14 protein-coding genes are annotated in these 20,792 nt (G+C 53.4%); 4 read left to right on the top strand and 10 right to left on the bottom strand.

Annotation, left to right across the window (positions count from 1 at the left end; translation table 11 throughout):
- From nfo to DACE_RS15335, 3 genes are all read right to left on the bottom strand, one after another.
- A partial coding sequence (gene nfo, locus DACE_RS15325; RefSeq protein ID WP_006002742.1) for a deoxyribonuclease IV occupies positions 1-687 on the bottom strand: 687 nt, incomplete at its 3' end.
- Positions 688-715: 28 nt separating this feature from the next.
- A complete protein-coding gene (locus DACE_RS17610; RefSeq protein ID WP_006002744.1) occupies positions 716-3,571 on the bottom strand; it encodes a putative bifunctional diguanylate cyclase/phosphodiesterase in 2,856 nt (951 codons plus the stop codon).
- A complete protein-coding gene (locus DACE_RS15335) occupies positions 3,568-4,779 on the bottom strand; it encodes an ABC transporter substrate-binding protein (protein WP_006002746.1) in 1,212 nt (403 codons plus the stop codon). The genes DACE_RS17610 and DACE_RS15335 overlap by 4 nt, the downstream gene beginning before the upstream one ends.
- 344 nt (positions 4,780-5,123) lie before the next feature.
- On the opposite strand from DACE_RS15335, the gene thiL reads away from it, so the two are divergent.
- The 4 genes from thiL to rimO are packed head-to-tail and all read left to right on the top strand — an operon-like array spanning position 5,124 to position 8,850.
- Positions 5,124-6,134, top strand: a complete 1,011-nt coding sequence (gene thiL / locus DACE_RS15340; protein ID WP_006002748.1) for a thiamine-phosphate kinase — start codon at positions 5,124-5,126, stop codon at positions 6,132-6,134.
- A 41-nt stretch (positions 6,135-6,175) separates the two neighbouring features.
- Entirely contained in the window at positions 6,176-6,916 is a 741-nt protein-coding gene (locus tag DACE_RS15345) for a LolA family protein (RefSeq protein ID WP_006002751.1), read from the top strand.
- Between the two features lie 36 nt (positions 6,917-6,952).
- The gene (locus DACE_RS15350; protein ID WP_006002753.1) at positions 6,953-7,438 is read left to right on the top strand and encodes a YajQ family cyclic di-GMP-binding protein; all 486 of its coding nucleotides are present in this window, start codon (positions 6,953-6,955) and stop codon (positions 7,436-7,438) included.
- Between the two features lie 50 nt (positions 7,439-7,488).
- On the top strand, positions 7,489-8,850 hold the full coding sequence (gene rimO / locus DACE_RS15355; protein ID WP_006002755.1) for a 30S ribosomal protein S12 methylthiotransferase RimO: 1,362 nt from the start codon (positions 7,489-7,491) through the stop codon (positions 8,848-8,850).
- 392 nt (positions 8,851-9,242) lie between these two features.
- Here the strand turns inward: rimO and clpB are convergent, their stop codons facing one another.
- The 7 genes from clpB to dnaJ all read right to left on the bottom strand — a co-directional run bounded on the left by clpB (position 9,243) and on the right by dnaJ (position 20,778).
- Positions 9,243-11,840: an ATP-dependent chaperone ClpB gene (clpB, locus tag DACE_RS15360; protein ID WP_040367737.1), complete on the bottom strand. Its 2,598-nt coding sequence runs from the start codon at positions 11,838-11,840 to the stop codon at positions 9,243-9,245.
- A 254-nt stretch (positions 11,841-12,094) separates the two neighbouring features.
- Positions 12,095-13,474, bottom strand: coding sequence for a sigma-54 interaction domain-containing protein (locus DACE_RS15365; RefSeq protein WP_006002758.1), 1,380 nt, complete (start codon positions 13,472-13,474; stop codon positions 12,095-12,097).
- Positions 13,471-16,194, bottom strand: coding sequence for a sensor domain-containing protein (locus DACE_RS15370; protein WP_081450045.1), 2,724 nt, complete (start codon positions 16,192-16,194; stop codon positions 13,471-13,473). Before DACE_RS15370 ends, DACE_RS15365 begins: the two co-directional genes overlap by 4 nt.
- Complete coding sequence (locus DACE_RS15375) at positions 16,164-16,400, bottom strand: sulfurtransferase TusA family protein (protein WP_006002762.1); 237 nt, start codon at positions 16,398-16,400, stop codon at positions 16,164-16,166. The genes DACE_RS15370 and DACE_RS15375 overlap by 31 nt, the downstream gene beginning before the upstream one ends.
- An 11-nt stretch (positions 16,401-16,411) precedes the next feature.
- On the bottom strand, positions 16,412-17,515 hold the full coding sequence (locus DACE_RS15380; RefSeq protein ID WP_006002764.1) for a YeeE/YedE family protein: 1,104 nt from the start codon (positions 17,513-17,515) through the stop codon (positions 16,412-16,414).
- A 6-nt stretch (positions 17,516-17,521) separates the two neighbouring features.
- On the bottom strand, positions 17,522-19,471 hold the full coding sequence (locus DACE_RS15385) for a penicillin-binding protein activator (RefSeq protein WP_006002766.1): 1,950 nt from the start codon (positions 19,469-19,471) through the stop codon (positions 17,522-17,524).
- A gap of 194 nt (positions 19,472-19,665) precedes the next feature.
- Positions 19,666-20,778: a molecular chaperone DnaJ gene (dnaJ, locus tag DACE_RS15390; protein WP_006002767.1), complete on the bottom strand. Its 1,113-nt coding sequence runs from the start codon at positions 20,776-20,778 to the stop codon at positions 19,666-19,668.
- Positions 20,779-20,792: the final 14 nt, after the last annotated feature.

The raw sequence follows: 20,792 nt of genomic DNA on the forward strand, positions 1-20,792 counted from the left end.
ATCCACATGTTTTCCCAACGCGGTTTTACTGTCGTTGAGATGCATGCCGTACAACCGCTCAAAACCAACCTGCTCAGCAAATTGTCCAAACGTCTCGTCGCAGGCCGCCGCAGTGCGTAAATCATATCCTGCGGCAAACAGATGGCAGGTGTCCAGACAGACCCCCACCCGGCTTTGATCTGCAACCTGGCAAAGTATTTCGGCCAGATGCTCAAAGCAATAGCCGACATTACTGCCCTGGCCAGCGGTATTCTCAATCACGGCGACCACACTGTGCGTCTGCTCCAGAGCCAGATTGATCGATTCGGCAATTCGGGCCAGACAGGCACGCTCATCAATCTCCCTCAAATGACTGCCGGGATGAAAATTGAGCCGAGTCAGGCCGAGCGCTTCACAGCGCTGCATCTCGTCGATAAACGCCTGGCGGGACTTCTCCAGCTTATCCGCTTGAGGATGCCCCAAATTGATCAGGTAGCTATCGTGAGGCAGGATCTGCTCCGGAGAAAACCCCTGAGAGGTACAAGCTTGTTTAAAAGCGCTGATATTTTCCGGTTTCAGTGGTGGCGCTGTCCAGCGTTTCTGGTTTTTGGTAAACAGCGCAAATGCCGTCGCACCAATGGCAACAGCGTTGGCTACAGCGTGCTCAACACCGCCAGCGGCACTGACATGGGCACCAATATATTTCATCGTTTCTCCATTGAGTTCACGCCCGGTCTCACAGTAACCGGACAAAGTCTTCAGCAGTCATCGGCCGGGCATAAAGAAACCCTTGCGCGATATAACACCGATGCTGCAGCAAAAAATCTCTCTGCTCTTCATGTTCCACCCCTTCAGCAAGAATTCTCAAATCCATATTCTGCCCCAGGGCGATGATCGAACCGGTGATCGCCGCATCACTTTGATTATGGACAACATGTGCAATAAAGGAACGATCAATTTTCAACTTGTCGACCGGCAACTTTCTCAGATAACTCAACGACGAATAGCCCGTACCGAAATCATCAATCGAGATATGCAGCCCTTTTTCCTTGAGTTCATTGAGCAGGGTGATAGTTTCCTCCTCATCTTCCATCAACATACTCTCGGTAATTTCAAGCTCGAGTAATTCTGCCGGCATCCCGCTTTGTTCAAGAACCTGCTCCAGCGTCTGGCTGAGATTACTGCGAAACTGTGCGATTGAGATATTGACGGCAACCCGGACCGGCGTCAGCCCCTCATCCATCCATTGGCGATTCTGTCGACACACCTGCATCAGCACCCATTCGCCTATCGGCACAATCGCGCCCGTCTCTTCCGCCAATGCAATAAAATCTCCCGGAGGCACCATACCCCGCTCCGGATGGTTCCAACGCAACAAAGCCTCTGCTCCCACCAGGGTCTGATCGCGCATGTCATACTGCGGCTGATAATACACCTCAAACTGCTCCAACGCCAACGCATCACGCAGTTGTGTTTCCATCTCCAGAAAGTCCTGAGCACGCCCATTCATTTCCGGTGCGTAGAACTGGAAGTTGTTGCGACCGCGGGATTTAGCGTGGTACATGGCGGCATCGGCACTCGACATCAGCCCGACCACATCCTCGGCATCATAAGGATAGCGGCTGATACCGATACTTGCCGTCACAAACAGCCGGTGGGACTCCACATCAAACGCTTCGGAAAGCTCATTGAGCAGATTGCGTGCAATCACTGCGGCAAAATGGGAATGACTCGATTCTTCAAGGATCACTACAAATTCATCACCACCAAGTCGGGCCAGCGTGTCAGAGCGTCGCAAATGGCTCTGCATCCTGCGCGCCACAGAGATCAGCAATTTATCGCCCAGTTCATGGCCGAGAGAATCGTTGATTTTTTTGAAACGGTCCAGATCAATGAACAACACGGACATCTCGCTGGAACTGCGCCGCGCCCGTTCAATGGCATGGTAAAGCCGGTCCTGAAACAAGCGCCGGTTGGGTAAGCCGGTCAAGCTGTCGTGATTGCTCATGTGGTCGAGAAGCTGTTTTTTCTCCTCCAACCGTTCCTCCGCCTGCTGCTGCCGGGTCAGATCTTTAAAGATCAACACCGCCCCTTCATGCTGACCAGCTGAACCGATCAGTGGGGTTGCCACATATTCCACGGAGATAATCGTTCCGTCTCGCCGGCGAAACGCATCGAGGTCAGAACGGACACACAAGCCCTGTTCCAGTTGTCGGGTCTGACTGATCGGGTGATCCTGCTCCATGACATGTTCACCATTGGCCAGGACAACCGGAATCGTTTCCACCACATAACGGCGCAGAAAATCCTCTGCGTCGTAGCCGAGCATCCGCGCCGCCGCAGGGTTGACAAAACTGGCCCGCCCCGTTCTGTCGACACCAACAATCCCATCGCCGGCAGCATTGAGAATCAGCTCTTTATCGCGCTGCAACAAAAACATCTGCCGCACTTGGCGGCGAACCAGCCAGGAGATCACCGCGCCAATCACAACAAAAAGCCCCAGGACCACATAAGCCCCCTGTTTGATGCTATCCAGAGTCTCGTGCAACCATCGCTCCGCCTGACTGCCAAGATCATCAAGGCGGGACTGAGTCAACTGCGCCAGAGCCACATTGAGGCTTTCAAGGCCGACATAACTCTCCTGCAACGATTTATCAAGCACCATACGCTGACGCAACAGCACGATATGGTCACGGTGAAGTTCATAAAGACCTCCTGTGACAACCACCGTCTGATAAGCCGGGTCAATTTGATATTGTTTGCCGAACAGTTCGACCTTCAATTGTTCCAGCCGGTCCAGAGCCGCCGAATCATCAAGAACATGATCCTCAATCAGAATCACCAGATTTCTTTTCAGCCGTTCCAATCCAGGCTTAAGCATGTTGTCACGGATATCCACCAACTGATCCGTCCGCCTGGCACTGGCCAACTGTTCCACCTGCTGGCCAAGACTGTCCACTTCAGAACGAATTTCCCGCAGCAGGGGATACCAGCGTTTCTGGCGTTCTTCAATGATGTGTCGGGCCACCGCTTCCGCCGAGGTCGATGAATTTTCCCGCCAATGTTGGACCAGAACCGCCTCTTCCAGACGCTGACGCCCCTGCACCATATCGGCAATGGAGTGCAACTGTCGCAACAAGCGGCGGATTCGCATCAAACCGCCTCCCTCCAAGTAGCGACGACGCACGTCATGATAACGACTGGCCCATTCCTCCGCACGATCGGTAAACCGGTTCAGATCTTCAAGAGCGCGTTGACAACGCTCCAGGTTGGTATTGTCCTCAACATCAAAACGAGCAATAAACGGCAGTAACACCCTGGTGTATTGGTGAACCGTTTCATCGTGATGATTCTCCTGCTCCTGGTCATAGAAAAGCTTCAGCGATTCTGAGCGGATTTCGGCCAGCATCGTTTGCAACCGTTCAACGGTTGCGCGCTTATTTATCAGTTCCTGGTGAACTTTATCGCGCTGGGCATTTAAATCCGTCACCAGATTATAGCCGAGCCCCATCAATGCAAAGACAGACAGCACTGCAGTCACAATCAGCAACCAGACCAGCATGAACACGGTGATACTGGGGGATTGTTTCATGGTGTCCCCCTCTGTGCTTTAAGCAATTTCGGCAGCGTCTCCCAAGCGAAAGGAACAGTCTGACCATGGGAAAAATACGTCCCCCACACCTGTTGACAAGCCTGATGTCGCTCAGGGCTCAGCTGCAGAGCAACGCCAAGACCCAGATCAAATGATCCCAGACTCTCAAGGGCGTCAACAACAAGTTCGCGCGTTACCCGACCTTCAATCTGCACCAGGGCCCGTTGCAGCAAGCGGGTGGAAATATACCCTTCAAGACCAACATGGTTGGGCCGCCCCGCCTGATTGAATCGTTTAAAATCAGCAAGATACTCGCGAACAATCGGCACACCGTCACCTGTTAACGGCGGCACCACCTGGGTAACAATGACGCCGTCGCCCTGCTCGCCAAGCTCGTTCAGCAGCAATTCACTGCCGACAAATGAGACATTGAGAAATACAGCCTTGAGTCCAACATCTTTTGCCAGACGGATAAACTTGGCACACGGAGCATAAGCGCCAACCATAATAACCGCTCGGATATTACGCGGAGAGTAGACCAGGTCGGCCAGGGCATTTTCTACCGCCAGAGTATTGCGTTCATAACGCACATGGAGAATGTTTCGCACATCGTGCAGGCCATAATGTTGTAATGCCGTCACACCGCCCACGTACCCGGCATCGCCATAACTGTCACGCTGGGTAAAAAACGCGATCTCATCAGGACGAATACCACCCTGTTCGATCAAGCCGCGAATCATTGTCGTAACTTCTTGGACATAACTGGCGCGAAAGTTAATCACATAACGTTGCGGCGGTGTTTTACGCAACAGACCGGCACCGGTAAATGGCGCGACAAAAGGGACACCATGACTGGTGATGATCGGCAAGGCCGCAATCGCTGTCGGCGTTCCGACATTGCCAATGATGGCAACGGCCTGATCATCCTCAACCAGGCGCCGCAGATTCTGGGCAACTCTCTGCGGCTCGTAGCCATCATCATAAGCGCGCAGTACCACACGCCGCCCCTGAATGCCGCCGGCATCGTTCACCCGCTCCAGTCCAAGCATGACACCATCGCGCATCCGCAACCCCAGCTCCGCAGTGGGACCGGTCAAAGCCGTGGACATACCCAAAACAAGAGAATCTTCAGCCATTGCAACAGATGACAGCACGACCAGAATAAAACTGCCGATCACAGCCAGATTGTAGAAACGTGTTTTCCCCATAGCGACAATCTCTTTTTAATAATTCGACACTTTCTAATATATATACCAGTTCCCAGTGCAAACACAATCAGCTCCACTGATTCTTGCGCCGCACATGTCATGACCAATCAGAACAATACATTAAAAACACAGAATCAACATAATTCATTTCACTTGTTCGATTCTGTAAATTGAACAAGTGTGTTAATTCGGATAGTTATATTTTTTCCACATTCCGCGAAATGAAATCGCAAAACCACCCTTGATGTCGATGAAGCGTCTGTCGCATCAAAAGATCGCCAGCAATTCACGCCACAACAGCGCTTCATCTGGACTTTTCAGGCAACTTTGCATACTCTGTGGCCATGACAAAAACGACCTCTTTGACATCCCTGGCTCAAGCTGGCGAATTTGGCCTTATAGAGCGGATCAAACGCCAGGCTCAGCAAGGCGACAGTGTGGTTCTCGGCATCGGCGACGATTGCTCTGCCACCCACGTTGCTGAGGGCAAAGTCCTGCTGACCAGCAAAGACCTGCTGATCGAAGAGGTCCATTTTCGCCGCTGCTGGACAGACATGTACAGCCTGGGCCGCAAAAGTGCCGCAGTGAATCTGAGTGACATTGCCGCCATGGGAGGCACCCCACACCATCTTTATCTTGGTGTTGGTCTGCCGGCGGACCTGAGCCTGGCCGAGGTGGATAACTTCAGTCGCGGCTTTCTCGATGAAGTCGATCAGGCCGGAGCGAGCCTTTGTGGTGGCGACACCTGCCGCAGCAGCGACAAACTGATCATCTCCGTCACCGTGCAGGGCAGCGTCAGCGCCACGCAAATGCTCAGCCGCAAGACCGCTCAGGAGGGGGAGGCCCTGTTTGTTTCAGGCACCCTGGGTGACAGCGCCCTGGCCCTGGCTCTGCTGCTACGTGGTGAAAATCCGAGCGATTTTCTATGTCAGCGTCATCACCGGCCCACCCCCCGCCTTGCGCTTGGACAGGCATTGGCCCAACAAGGAATTGCCACCAGTATGATCGACATCTCTGATGGCCTACTGTCTGATCTCGGTCACATTCTCAAACAATCTGCTCTCGGCGCACACATCGACCAGCAACAGATCCCCCTGTCGAGCGATACCCGTCAACATTTGCACGACCACCCGGCCGATGAAGATCTCATCCTTCAGGGTGGAGAAGATTACGAACTGCTTTTTTCCGCGCCGTCATGCTGCAGCGATGCCATCGACGCTTTAGGCCATCGGCTGAATCTACCCCTGACCCGTATCGGCACCCTGCTCGCCGCCGAACAGGGTCTGACACTTGTCCAACTCAACGGTCAGGAACAACGGGTTGAAGCCCGTGGTTTCAACCATTTCCGTTCATGATCATTCCAGCCCGTCCAGGATTTCCAAGAAAGGATCTGAGCATGCGCTCTTTTTTGCTCTTTATCATGCTGACCCTGCTCTGCACTCCCGCCTTTGGCGGAGAGCTCAGTGCCGATCAGTTACTCCATCGTTTACAACAACGCTTTGCCGATCCGCACCACCCACAGGCCATCCACGACTTTAGCGCCGATTTTTATCAGAAAGCCTATATCGCCAGCCTTGGCCGTACTCGGACCGGACGCGGCACCATCACCATGCGTTTTGATAATCAGGACCAAGCGACAGCGAAGACCCTGTTGCGCTGGATCTATGAGGTGCCGAGTAATCAGCAGATCTACTCCAATGGCACCACCTTGTGGGTCTATCTGCCTGAGAATAATCAGGTAATGATTTCCCAGCTGGATGACTCACTCGATCAGAGCAACGATCCAATGCTGTTTTTGCGCAACCTGGGTCGATTGGAACAATTCTTCTCAGCCGAATTAATTGGCAGTCCAGACGAGCAATCCGCCACCTACCGCCTTGAACTGACGCCGAAAAAACCGTCCGCGTACATCCAGACACTTATTCTGACGCTGCCCAACTGGATTGCGGATGCCGAACCACCGCAGGCCCTGCCGTTGCAACGCGCAGCCATTGTCGATCAGACCGGCAACCAGACCGAGATCGAATTTCGCCATGTCGCGCTTAATCAGGCACCGGAAACCGAACAGTTTGTCTTTGAACTGCCCGAAAAGGTTGAAATTATCAAAGCGTCTGATTTAAAGTTGAACCTCAAATAATTCCAGTCGTCTTCTGATTAACCAGGGAGAAAAATCATGCCCAGTTTTGATATTGTTTCCAAAATCGATCTTCAGGAAGTGGATAACGCCGTCAACCAGACCCGCAAAGAGGTCAGCCAGCGTTACGACTTTAAAGGCACCCATAACGAGATTGACCTCAGCAAAGATGCCATTTCCATCCTGGCTGCCGATGACTATAAACTCGACGCCATTATTGACATTCTCAAGGGCAAGCTGACCCGGCGTAATGTTTCAGCCAAGTCTCTCGACTTCGGCAAAAAAGAGAGTGCTTCGGCCGGCGCCGTTCGTCAACCCATCAACCTAATCCAAGGCATCTCAAAAGAGAAAGCCAAAGAGCTGGTCAAAATGATCAAGGACACAAAACTCAAGGTACAACCTCAGATCATGGAAGATGAGGTGCGCGTGTCAGGAAAAAAAATTGATGACCTCCAGGAAGTAATGCAGCTTCTCAAGTCGAAAGACCTTGATATCGAGCTGCAGTTTGTCAACATGCGCTCCTGATGTAACCCCCTTTTCTAAACGGGAGATTGCCGCCCGTGGAGTACTGAATTTTGCCCAGAAAAAAAGTCTGTCTGGTCAGCCTCGGCTGCCCGAAAAATCTTGTCGATGCCGAGGTGATGCTCGGCCATCTGCCGCCTGACCGCTTTGAGATCATCACTGAGGAAGAAGCGGCAGATATTCTCATTATCAACACCTGTGCGTTTATCAACGATGCTCAGGAAGAATCTGTCGACACCATCCTCGAAGCAGCACGCTTTAAAGAGGAAGGGCAGTGCCGCATGCTGATCGTTACCGGCTGCCTGCCGCAACGTTACCGGGACGAACTGGCGACCGAGTTACCGGAGGTCGATCTGTTTATGGGCACCGGAGACGCCGCTCGCATCGTCGAGCTGATCGATCAATGGCAAGGCTCGCAACAACAGATCAACGCCACCAGCGCCAACCCTCAAGCCCTGTACGACCACTTGACACCACGCGCCAAAGCCTCGCCGTTTTACAGCGCCTATGTCAAGATTGCCGAGGGGTGCTCCAACCACTGTTCTTATTGCATTATTCCCAAGTTACGCGGCATGTTGCGATCACGCAGCATTGATTCCATTGTCCAGGAAGTGCAAAAGCTGGTGAAAGAAGGGGTTAAGGAAGTCAATCTCATTGCCCAGGATATTACCGCCTTTGGCCAGGACCGCAGTGACGGTGCAACTCTGGAAGAACTACTGCAGGAACTGGTAAAAATTGAGGATCTGAGCTGGTTGCGACTCCTTTATGCTTATCCCGACGGCATCAGTAACGAACTGATCGACCTGATCGCCAGTGAAGACAAGATCTGTAACTACCTTGACCTGCCACTGCAACACATCAATGATGACATTCTATCCATGATGAACCGGCGAATTGACGCACAGGACAGCCGACAATTGATCTCGCGACTGCGGGAGCGGATTCCCGACATGACCTTGCGCACCTCGTTTATCGTTGGATTTCCAGGTGAAACGGATGCCCAATACCAGCAACTGCTCGAATTTGTTGAGGAAGGTCATTTTGACCGCGTTGGCGTGTTCCGCTATTCGCGCGAAGAGGGTACGGCTGCCGCAAACCTCGACAATCAGGTGGATGAAACCATCAAGAAACGCCGCCTCGACAAGCTGATGAAGGCCCAGAGCCGGGTGTCCTTCCGCAAACATCGGGACCTGGTCGGCAAAGTAGTGCCGGTATTGATTGAGGGTTACAGCGAAGAAACAGAACTGCTGCTGCAGGGACGCAGTCCGAGTCAGGCCCCGGATATCGATGGCCTGGTCTATGTCACCTCAGGGCAAGCCGATGTCGGCGATATCGTTGATTTGAAAATCACCGACACCACGGAATATGATCTGATTGGTGAGATGGTGGGGTTTGAAGAGTCGCTGAATAGTTAAAAATCAAGGCCAAGGTCGCCGGGTTTCGTCCCGGCAACCGACAATGAATTTGTTTCCGTTCTGCTTTGCATATCCGGCTCGCCGCCCTTTAGGTCGGCGAATCGTGCAACTCATCAGCTTTGGCGTAAAGCGTTGATAACAGGCTCACGTCTATCTTTATTCCTTCCGTGGCACCGCTTATAACGGGTGGGCAGTGCCCACCCTGCCTGGGTTTGTTATTGAGCAGCCCAGCCCTCCCGTTCAGCAGCGCCGAACGAAGAGAACGGTCACCGCGATGGTCGTCGGCAACGTAAACGGATGCGAACCGATTGAAACAACACCGCTGAGCTCGTATAAAAAAACGGCCTCGAAGCAACACACTTCGGGGCCGTTCATGTTTCAACACAGTCCGATCAAGAGATGTGGAGCGTCAACTCGCCGTGCTCCACTCCAACAGCAATGGTGCTGTCTTCCAACACCTCACCGGCGATAATCGCCCGACCAATCCGCGTTTCCAGCTCATGTTGCAAAAACCGTTTGAGCGGTCGCGCTCCATAGTGGGGATCATACGCTCGATCACATACCAGTTGTTTGGCCGCCGCATCCAGGTGAATGGTAATACGACGATCGGCAAGACGTTGCTGCAGTTCAGCCACCTGCAGATCAATGATCTGCGCCAGTTGCTCACGCTGTAACGGCTGGAACAGCACCGTATCATCGACGCGATTGAGGAACTCGGGGCGGAAGTTTTGGCGCAATTGGCCCATCACCGCTTGGCGTGTCGCTTCACTGACCTCATCACCACCCTCATCCTGCAGCAGGTATTCAGACCCAATATTTGAGGTCATGATGATTACCGTGTTTTTAAAGTCCACGGTGCGGCCATGAGAATCAGTGACCCGGCCGTCATCCATGATCTGCAACAACACGTTGAAGATGTCCGGATGAGCCTTTTCAATTTCATCGAACAGCACCACGGAGAAGGGGCGACGGCGCACGGCTTCGGTCAACTGGCCACCTTCATCGTAACCAACATAGCCGGGAGGCGCACCAACAAGACGGCTGATGCTGTGTTTCTCCATGTATTCCGACATATCAATGCGCACCATGTGCTCTTCGCTGTCAAACAGCGCTGCCGCCAAAGCGCGAGCCAGCTCAGTTTTACCCACTCCGGTCGGGCCGAGGAAAATAAACGACCCCATCGGCCGTTTCGGGTCTTTGATGCCGGCGCGGGCACGGATCACTGCGTCGCTGACCAGTTGCACCGCTTCGTCCTGACCGATCACCCGCTCGTGGAGATGCTCATCCAGCTTGAGCAGTTTCTCCCGCTCTCCTTCGAGCATCCGCTCCATGGGAATACCGGTCCAGCGGGCGACAATGCCGGCAATTTCATCAGCGCCGACACTTTCGTGCAGCAGCCGCTGCCCTTCGGGGCGTTCGCCAGCATCATGTTCCAGATCGGCCAGTTGCTGCTCTAGTTGCGGCAACCGACCATGACGGATTTCCGCCGCGGTATTCAAATCGTAGTCGCGCTCTGCTGCAGCCAGTTGCAAATTGGCCTGTTCAATCTGTTCGCGCAACTGCTGGATTTTCTGCAAGCCGGCTTTTTCCACATCCCACTGGGCACGGAACGAATCGACAATGTGCTTCTGCTCGGCCAGCTCTTCCTGCAACGCCTTGAGGCGTTCTTTGCTGGCGGCATCTTTCTCTTTGACCAGCGCGGCTTCCTCGATCTCCAACTGCATAACGCGGCGTGCTGCGGTATCCATGGCTGCCGGCATGGAATCGATCTCAGTACGCACCATGGCACAGGCTTCATCCACCAGGTCAATAGCTTTGTCAGGCAAAAAACGTTCGCTGATATAGCGCTGGCTGAGGGTCGCTGCCGCCACCAGTGCCTGATCCTGAATTTTAACACCGTGGTGGACCTCAAAACGCTCCTTAAGCCCCCGCAAGATACTGATACTATCCTCCACGGTGGGCTGAGTGACCATCACCGGCTGAAAACGGCGCTCTAAAGCGGCATCCTTTTCAATATGGCTGCGGTATTCATCAAGGGTCGTGGCGCCAATACAGTGCAGTTCACCACGCGCCAGCATCGGTTTGAGCATGTTGCCGGCATCCATGGCACCTTCAGTTTTTCCGGCACCAACGATGGTGTGCAGCTCATCAATAAACAACAGGATACGACCATCACTACTGCGTATCTCGTTGAGTACCGCCTTGAGGCGCTCCTCAAACTCGCCACGGTATTTGGCTCCGGCGATCAATGCTCCCATGTCGAGGGCAAAGATGGTTTTGTCACGCATGCCGTCGGGCACGTCACCACGCACGATGCGCTGGGCCAAACCTTCGACAATGGCGGTTTTACCGACACCAGGCTCACCGATCAGCACAGGATTATTTTTGGTTTTACGCGACAGGATGCGAATCACGCGGCGGATCTCGTCGTCACGGCCGATTACTGGGTCGAGCTTGCCGTCACGCACTGCAGCCACCAGATCGCGACCGTACTTTTCCAACACCTGGTAGGTGGATTCCGGGTCTTCACTGGTCACCCGCTGATGACCACGTACTTCAGCCAGCACCTCCAACAGGCGTTTTTTTGTCAATTCCAGTCGTGCACACAATTGGCCAAGGGGGGATTTCTTGTCGTCACTAGACAGCCCAAGCAATAGATGCTCGACGCTGATATAGTCGTCTTTGAGTGCTTCAGCCTCGCGCTGGGCAACGGTGAGGAGTTTATCCAATCGAGGGGACAAATAAACATTGTCATGCCCTGGCCCGCTGATCTGCGGCCGCGCCTTGAGGATTTTCTCCAATTGCTGGTGAACCTCCTGCGGCTTGATCGACAATTTCCCCAACAAGTTGGGCACCAGACCATCGGGCTGTTGCAACAGGGCTACAAACAGATGTTCGGCATCAATTTCTGCATGGCCACGGTCGAGGGCTAATTGGCGTGCCGCCTGCAAGGCCTGTTGACTGTTACGGGTTAATTGATCTCGTTGCATCATGAACTCCTTTCCCACATGCTTACATCTTACAGCATCATGGCGACAACAGTTCAACGCCGTGTGCTGTTTTGTATGCCCTCTAACAGTTCAAGCTTTGTGCCAGAGACAACATCCCTGTATTTCTGGTATGTTAAATGGAAAACGCTGTCACAGAGCCTCAGGCGGGTGTTGCACCAGGCGGTCAACGCAACAGGTGCAACGTTGCAGGTGCAACACAGGAACAACGGAGAATACCGGTGTGGCGGTGTGGATTACCCCAGATCGTCCCGATCGAGATTGAGCTTTTTCAGGTGGCGATAGAGCGTCGCACGATGGATCCCCAGTCGTCTGGCTGCCGCACTGATATTGCCATCACACTCCTCATAGGCGCGACGAATAGCCTGTTCTGTCAGTTCTTCAGCAGGTTTCAACGTCATCGTAGCGGGGCGCGGTGCAGGATCATAGGGGGTGATCAAAGCCGGTTCTTCGCGGGGCGGTGATTCTTCCCAACGGTTCTGGACAAAATTCTGCCGCTCACGCACCCATTCGCTGAAAGCACGGGCGCCAATGACCGGCGCGTGGTTCTCAACAAATACCCGCTCCATCACATTACGCAACTCGCGGATATTGCCCGGCCACAGATAGGACTGCAACAGTTCCATCGCTTCGGGAGTCAATCGCTCAACACTCCGTCCATAACTGTCACTGAAACGGCGTAAAAACCGTTTGACCAGCAACGGGATATCATCGCGCCGCTCACGTAATGGCGGCAGATGGATGCGCAGGACACTGATACGGTGGTACAGGTCACTGCGAAAACGGTTCTGGCCGACAGCCTTTTCCAGCCCGACATTGGTGGCGCAGATAATCCGCACATCTATGGGTAAAACCCGTTCCGAGCCGACCGGTTCCACTTGACGCTCTTCGAGCACCCGCAGCAACCGGGTCTGGGTATGCAACGGCATGTCACCGATTTCATCAAGAAACAGACTACCGCCATTCGCCCGTTCAAAACGACCGCGATGACTGCGAATTGCGCCGGTAAACGCGCCTTTTTCATGGCCGAACAGCTCAGATTCGAGCAGATCTTCACTAATGGCACTGCAGTTCAGAGCGATATAGGGGCCAAGGCGGCGCTCACTCTCTTCATGAATAGCCCGCGCCACCAGTTCTTTACCGGTACCGGTTTCACCCGTGATCACCACCGCAGCATCTGAAGCCGCGTAGAGACGAATTTTACGAAACACCTCCTGCATGGCAACACTACGCCCGACCAGGTTGTGGAACGCTTCTTCATCGCCTTCACCAGCACTGACCTGCTGCAAAAAAACTTCGACACTGTGGGTGCGGTAATCATTGCTCAATCCGCCATCGGCAAACGCACCGACAAACCGCTGTCCATCGGGAAACTCAAGAGGAATATTCTGCAAAGATTGGCGAGAAGAGAGGACCTCTTCCACCAGCGGAATCAATTGAGGACGCACTCCGGACAATGCCCGCTCGACCATCGTGCCCGGGGAAACAGTATGGCCCAGCAAAGCATCAAGTTGCGGGCTAATCCGGGCAATAGTCCAAGGTCCGCCCAGTGCTCCATGGAGCACCAGATCCGGCGAAACCATTGGCAAATGGGTGACATCGTGCATATCCATCATGATTCGGTTTGTCGCTTGCTTTTCTGCAGATAACGGAGGAAGTCATCGGCCGGCATAGGTCGTGCCACCACATAACCCTGAATCTCATCACAGCCACGTTGACGCATAAACTCAAATTGATCCGAGGTTTCCACCCCTTCGGCAACCACATTGAGACGCAGACCATGGGCCAGAGCGATAATCGCCTCAACAATGATGGCATCGTCAGGATCCACATTAAGGTCTTTGACAAAACTGCGGTCGATCTTCAGCCGGTCTATGGGAAAATGTTTCAAGTAGCTTAACGACGAATAGCCGGTGCCAAAATCATCAATGGACAGATGGTTGCCGAGATAGCGTAACTTGTTGAGGATGGTGCGTGCCAGCTCCGGGCGCTCCATCAGCAGACTCTCCGTCAGTTCCAACTCAAGCAAATGAGCCGGCAAACCGGTTTCATGCAAAACCCGGGCGACAATATCCGGCAGATCACTGCGAAATTGGCGTGCCGACAGGTTGACGGCAACACGCAAATCGGTATAGCCCTGATCGTGCCATTGTCGCGCATGGCGACAGGCTTCTTCGATAACCCAGCCACCAATATCGAGGATCAGATCCGACTCCTCAGCCAGCGGGATGAACACCACCGGAGAGATCTGCCCCTTTGTGGCATGGTTCCAGCGCAACAACGCTTCGGCCCCTACCACATGGCCCTGAGCCAAATCGATTTGCGGCTGAAAATACAACTCCAGTTCATTGCGTGCCAGAGCCCGGTGTAGATCGGAATCGAGGAACAAGCGCTCAAAGGCGCGCTCATTCATATCCGGTGAATAAAACTGGTAGAGATTGCGCCCGGTTTCCTTCGCCTGATACATGGCGGTATCGGCATGTTTAAGCAACAGGTCCACCTCATCGGCATCCGTGGGATACACGGAAATACCCAGACTGCCAGTGCTGACCAGATCGTGACCGTCAATGGTTACCGGCTCGGCAAGCAGATCGAGAATCTTCCCGGCTGCGGTGACAATATCGTTCTGCGATTTGATTCCGGTAATCAGGATGACAAATTCGTCGCCACCCATCCGTGCCACACTGTCACCCTGCCGCAAATGCCCTTTGAGTCGTTGTGAGACCAGCTTAAGCATCTGATCGCCACAACCGATCCCCAACGAGTCATTAATCTTTTTGAAGTGGTCCAGGTCCAGAGCCAGAACACCGACCAGGGCACGGGAACGTTGCGCCTGAGCAACCGCCTGCTGCAAACGATCTTTGATCAGCACCCGGTTGGGCAGGCCGGTCAAGGTGTCGTAATAGGCCAGCCGTTCAATCTCCTGCTGGGCTTTTTTGCTGTCCGTAACATCGTTGATAATGCAGGCAAAGCGTTCCTTCTCAGGACGCGATACGGAAACGTGGAACACCTTTTCGAGATCTGACAACGGCAGTTCATACTCTTTGGGGATACCGTATTTAACCACTTCGTCCAGAATATGAATATACGGCGGTGCGCCATGATAGAACTCGGAAGCGCGATGGCCAACCAGCTCCTCGCTGGCTACTCCCAACATCTCGGAAAACGCCCGGTTGACATCATGCAGAATATAATCACAGGCCACCCCGTGAGCATCATAAACCAGCTCGCCAATGGCAACGCCCTCGCGCATGGCTGTGTACAGTGAACGATAGCGCTGCTCGCTTTCACGCAGAGCCTGTTCAGCCAGTTTGCGTGCCTGAATATCGATAAAACTCTCGAGGATAAACGCCTTCCCGTTAAGTTCAATAATGGTGGCAGTTTTCAGGATAGGAATCTCTTCACCGCGGTTATTGATCAATACCCGGTCAGAGTTGTCGATCACTTGGTTCAAATCCGTCAGTGGGCACTGCCCCGATGAGGAGGGGCAGATATAGCGATGGCAGATCGCGCCAATAATCTTGTCTGGTGGATCACCAATCATCTGTGAGGCCATGTGATTGACATCGACAATGCGATGCGTTTGCGGATCGATAATCAGAATCCCGGCCATCATGGTGTTGAGGATCTCCGTCAGGCGGGTTTCCGCCTCAACCAATGACTCCTCGGTTCTCTTACGCTCGGTAATATCACTGAAGATCAGCGCATAAAACGACACCTGATCATTGCTGTTGCGCACCGGTGTGGCCACCAGCGAGTACCACGAATCATGAAAAGCGATCTCAATCACCAGTCTTCCCTGTCGACAGTTTGCCAACTCGTTAAGGAAATTCTGGCTCAGCAGGCTGTGGCAATCGGGAATCGCCTGTTCAAGGTGACAGCCGAGTGCCTTCTCGGCGTCGATGGAAAACCGTTTGACGGCCATGGGGTTACAGGAATGAAGCTGTAACTCATCATTGAGGACAATAATCGCAGCGCCGGTGGCATTAAAAATCGCCTCCAGTTCGTCGCGCGCCACAACGAGATCATTATTGGTTTCTTTGAGATGATCGAGGACCTGAGAGAAGCTTTCAGCAATGATGCCGATGGGATCAAGGGCTAGCAGAGTGGCATCATCCAGCTCTTCCTGGCGTAACGGCAGGGTGCCCATAATTTTGAGTAGCTGATCGATCTTGGCACGAACGTAACCAATCACGTCCTGCTCCAGTTGCAACAGACGCTCCTGTTCCTGCTTTAATTGCTCAAGCTGTTGGTGAAGCGTGTTGTTTTCCAACTGCAGATCCCCGCCATCCATGGTGTTGTGGGTTACTTTATAAAAATGCGGATCTGGTAGCATCCATCTTTTTTGCCGATATCGACCTGATAGCCCATGTTTTCTACGGCCGAGGGGATAGTTCTGGTCGCGTCACGCGCGTCGGTCAGTATCACCAGCTCACATTGCCCTTGTTTGAGTTGTTTTCGATACCGGTTGATCTCTTTGAGTGCCGTCAACAATGCCGAAGGACAGATCTGGCCGCAAATATCAAATTTTATCGTCTTCATCTCTGACCAACCTAGGACAAGCGGGACAACAGGACTCTACTGCCCAACCACACGCCGGGAAGCAAACCCAGTGCAAACAAGAACGAATTCCACGCCAGAAACGGCACCCCTCCCATTAAATGCCAAACATTACACCCCGGTGCCATCCGCGCACCGAGACCGACCAGCAGACCGCCGATAATTGAAAATCCATACTGTATTTTCGGAACACGGTAAATCCAATGAAATTCACCAATGCGCTTTGCTGAAAAGAACGCCCCTGTCAATATACCCAGAATAACAGACAGTTGCAAAGCAGCAATTGCGTCCATTTGCGGTCCGGCACCGCCTGAAACCATCTGAGTTGTCAGTGGCGGAACGTAATTGAGTCCCTTGCCGGCAAAATAGGCAGTGGCCGCAACATGCTCGGGAAGAATCAGATGTTCAACCCAGGCCCCCATCTTAACGTACATGGTTGTAATCCCGATGGGCATGCCGGTAAAAATGCACAACACCACCGTCAAGACAGCCAGCCATACGGCTGTCTTCCACGGCTGGATATAGCCCTCGGCTCGTGCCGGAATCACCAGCTTCTCAGCCCGCCGCCAAAAGGCCACACAGCCTAACCATAAAGCACCCAGCGGCACACTGAGCCACCACGAGGGGATACCGAGGGTGGCGGGAACCGTCACCTGTTGTGTCAGCGTCCAGCTCTGCGTCACCTGCTTCCACCATGGGGCCATTTCCGCATAAAGGGTCGCGCCGACAATCATGGCGATAAATGCACACAACCCGAGCACATTTCCCGCTCCGGTTTTATACAAACAGCCCACCACGCAACTCCCGGTCAGCACCATACCGAAACCAAAAACACAGCCGCCGACGACACTACTTAAATTTGCAGTTTTCATGAGAGGAGGGGGGTCATAGCTCAACCCGCCACCCAGACGAACCAGTTCCAGCAACAGCAGCGTCAGACCCAACTGCAGGATCAGAAAACGCAGCATGCTGGCCTGGCGAAAAAGAAACAGGTCGCGAAACATTCCAACCATACAGTAATCGGAACGGAACATCAGGTGTCCAGCAAACAGTCCAGCTACCGCACCGGCAATGATAATGAATCCATAACTAGCCATAAGTGCCTATTCAAAAATCGGTATCATCTCGACGGACGGCATTGGTTCGGGCAGACCACGCAACTGCCACAGTTGCTTGCGCCCAAACTTGAGCATAAATAAAGCGCGCTGTGCTTCCCCCTGGCGATCAAAACCCTGCAGGCCGGTCACCCCGTTAAACGCCTCCATCTGATACAAATATTGCTGGAGCTGTTGCGGTGTCGTGATGGCCGGGTCCGTAAGAATCCCGAGCAGCAAGCGCACACTGTCGTATCCCTGTGCTTCGAGAATTGACGGTGTTTCGCCATACATCCGCTCATAGCGCTCTACAAATTGTTTCACCGGCGCATCAGGACTCTGGGCAAAAAAACCATCACAGATAATACTGCCGCGAACATAACGGCCCGCCTGATCAATCAATTGCGGTGAATTCCAGCCATTGATGCCGAGCAATTGGACATTCTCAATACCATAATAGGCAATTTGCGGCGCAATCAGAGCCACGCTGTCGGCATAGTCGGGAATAAACAACCCCTCAAAATCGACGTTGGGCAAGCCGGCAATCTCCTCCTCTTCCTCGACAACCAACTCGTCCCCCTCTTCGTCAACGACTTTCGGTTCAGCATCTTGGGGAGCGTCGGGATCTTCACCTTTGAGCAACAACAACTGACGTCGAAAGTCCGTGGCCGATTCACCATAGGAGCGCTGGTGCTCAATATCGCCACCGCGCATCTCAATCGCTTGCCGAAACAGTTGCGCGTACTGTTGCCCCATCTTGTTGCTGGGGGAGAGGATCGCATACGTATTAAGACCCAACTCCTCTATAGCATACTCGGCCAGAGCTTCAACCTGCTGTTGCGGTGTCAGAGAGTTACGGAAAACGTAGCGTCCCATCTGCGGTAAACCGTCGCGATAGGAGAGGGTAATGATCGGCACCTGGGCTTTTTCCGCTTCTTGAACCGCCAGCATGGCCGCATCACCGGTAAGCGGGCCGATCACAGCCATCACCCGCTGGGCACGCACCAGGCGACGAACCGCATCAGCCGCAGACTGCGGATCGGCACCACTGTCCTGATAAAACACCTGAATCGGTGCGGCGCTGCTCTTCACCGCCAGTTCAATGCCCTGTTTCACCAGTTCGCCGAAAGGTGCGTAGCGCCCTGACAACGGCAGCACCACACCAATGGCCCGCTGATACCAGGGGCTGCCGTCAATCTGGTCCAGCATATTGGCGGCGGCAATCTGCACATCAATAATATCGGCCTGACGGACAAGGGGCTGAACCAGATGGCGAGCATGCTCCACGTCACCGGCATCCAACGCCTGCCGGGCCTGATAAAGAATCACCACATCCTTGAGCGGCGTATCGGCAAACATAAAAGCCGCTTCGGTCACCAGGTCACGGTCCAAGCCACTGAGAACCTGCTGAACCTGGTCATAAAACCCCTGATGAAAACGGTTGTCGGTATATTGAAATGCCAGGCTCAAAACCATTAAAGATTGGAGCGCTTGACCACGGTTTTGCAAATAATCAGCTCGACAGCGATAATACAACGCCAGGTCATCGCCAAAAAAGTTTTCCTCTGAAAGCTCACCAAACAGCGGCTCAGCATCATTCAGCTGACCAAGCTGCTGGAGAGCCGCAACCCGTAACAGGGTAACTTCGCTGGTCTGTTTCTGCAGTTCAATGCGTTGCAGATAAAACAATGCATCCGCAGCTTTCTGCTCATCAAGGAGAATACGGGCCATCAGAAGATAGGCACTGTCCAGATGGGGACTGTCCGCATGATCCAGCAGATAGCTGCGCAAAAAAGAGAGAGCCTGATTGTTCTCGCCACGCTGATACATACGAAAGGCGGGATCAATGGAGAGGCTTGCGTTGTCACCGGCGGCCAATTGGACGGCCTGCGCCGCCGTCGCCACGCAACAGACCGCGACCATCAGCATCAGCAACGAACGACTAAACCGTTTTATCATCAAAGAGTCTCCTGCATAGGGCATAACGGCTTTAAAACATCAGAACCGACAGGGGAAAGAGAGACCCCCTTGGCCAATGTCCTCTTAATGAATGCAACAGATAAAAAACAAAACAGCTGTACCTTTTGCAAGGTACAGCTGCGTACTATAACATAATTTGCTGCAAGAAACACCGAGGCTTCGCGGTCATGGGGCTAATCAAACATCTCTTTAACTTTTTCAAAAAAGCCCTTACCCAACGGATTGACCTCTTCGCCACCTTCACGGGCAAACTCCTCAAGCAATTCCTTCTGCCGTGAAGTCAACTGTGTTGGTGTCTCGACACGGAGTACCACCAGCTGGTCGCCGCGCCGGTAGCCACGGATATCGGGAATCCCCTTGCCGGTCAGCTTAAGGACTTTGCCGGACTGAGTTCCTGCAGGAACCTTCAGCTTCACCTTGCCATCCAGAGTGGGCACATCGAGTTCACAGCCAAGAGCGGCTTGAACAAATGAAATAGGCGTTTCGCAAATAACATCGCGCCCTTCACGCTTGAAAATCGGATGCTCGGCAACAGAAATCACCACATAAAGATCGCCAGCAGGGCCGCCATTGATACCACTCTCCCCTTCACCGGTCAGCTTGAGACGGGTGCCGGTTTCCACACCGGCGGGAATTTTCAGCGACAGGCTGCGCTTGGCTTTGACCCGGCCGGTACCGCGACACTCGGGACACGGATCGTTAATCTGAGTACCGCTGCCGCCACAATCGGGACAGGGACGGGTCATCTGGAAGAAGCCCTGCTGATAGCGTACCTGTCCCATCCCGTTACAGGTTGGACAGGTGGACGGACTGGTACCAGCTTTGGCACCGCTGCCGCCACAGGCTTCACAGCTGTGATGGCGGGGAATTTTTACCGATTTTTCCGTGCCGAAGGCCGCCTCTTCAAAGCTCACTTCAAGGTTATAACGCAGATCGTCGCCACGTTGTCCGCGACTACGCCGTGAACTGCTGCCACCACTGAAGATATCGCCGAAAATATCGCCGAAAATATCTTCAAACGGACTGCCGCTGAAACCGCCGGAGGAGTATCCACCGCCGCCCTCCATACCGGCATGACCGAATTGATCGTAGGTGGCCCGTTTCTGGTTGTCCACCAGCACCGCATACGCCTCGGAAAGCTCTTTGAATTTATCTTCAGCCTCTTGATCACCGGGATTTTTATCCGGATGAAACTTGACCGCCAAACGGCGGTAGGCCTTTTTAATTTCAGCTTCACTGGCGTTCCGGTTAACGCCCAGGACCTCGTAGTAATCCCGCTTTGACAAAATGTGATCCCTTT

It is taken from the genome of Desulfuromonas acetoxidans DSM 684 (assembly GCF_000167355.1).
Classification (GTDB): domain Bacteria; phylum Desulfobacterota; class Desulfuromonadia; order Desulfuromonadales; family Desulfuromonadaceae; genus Desulfuromonas; species Desulfuromonas acetoxidans.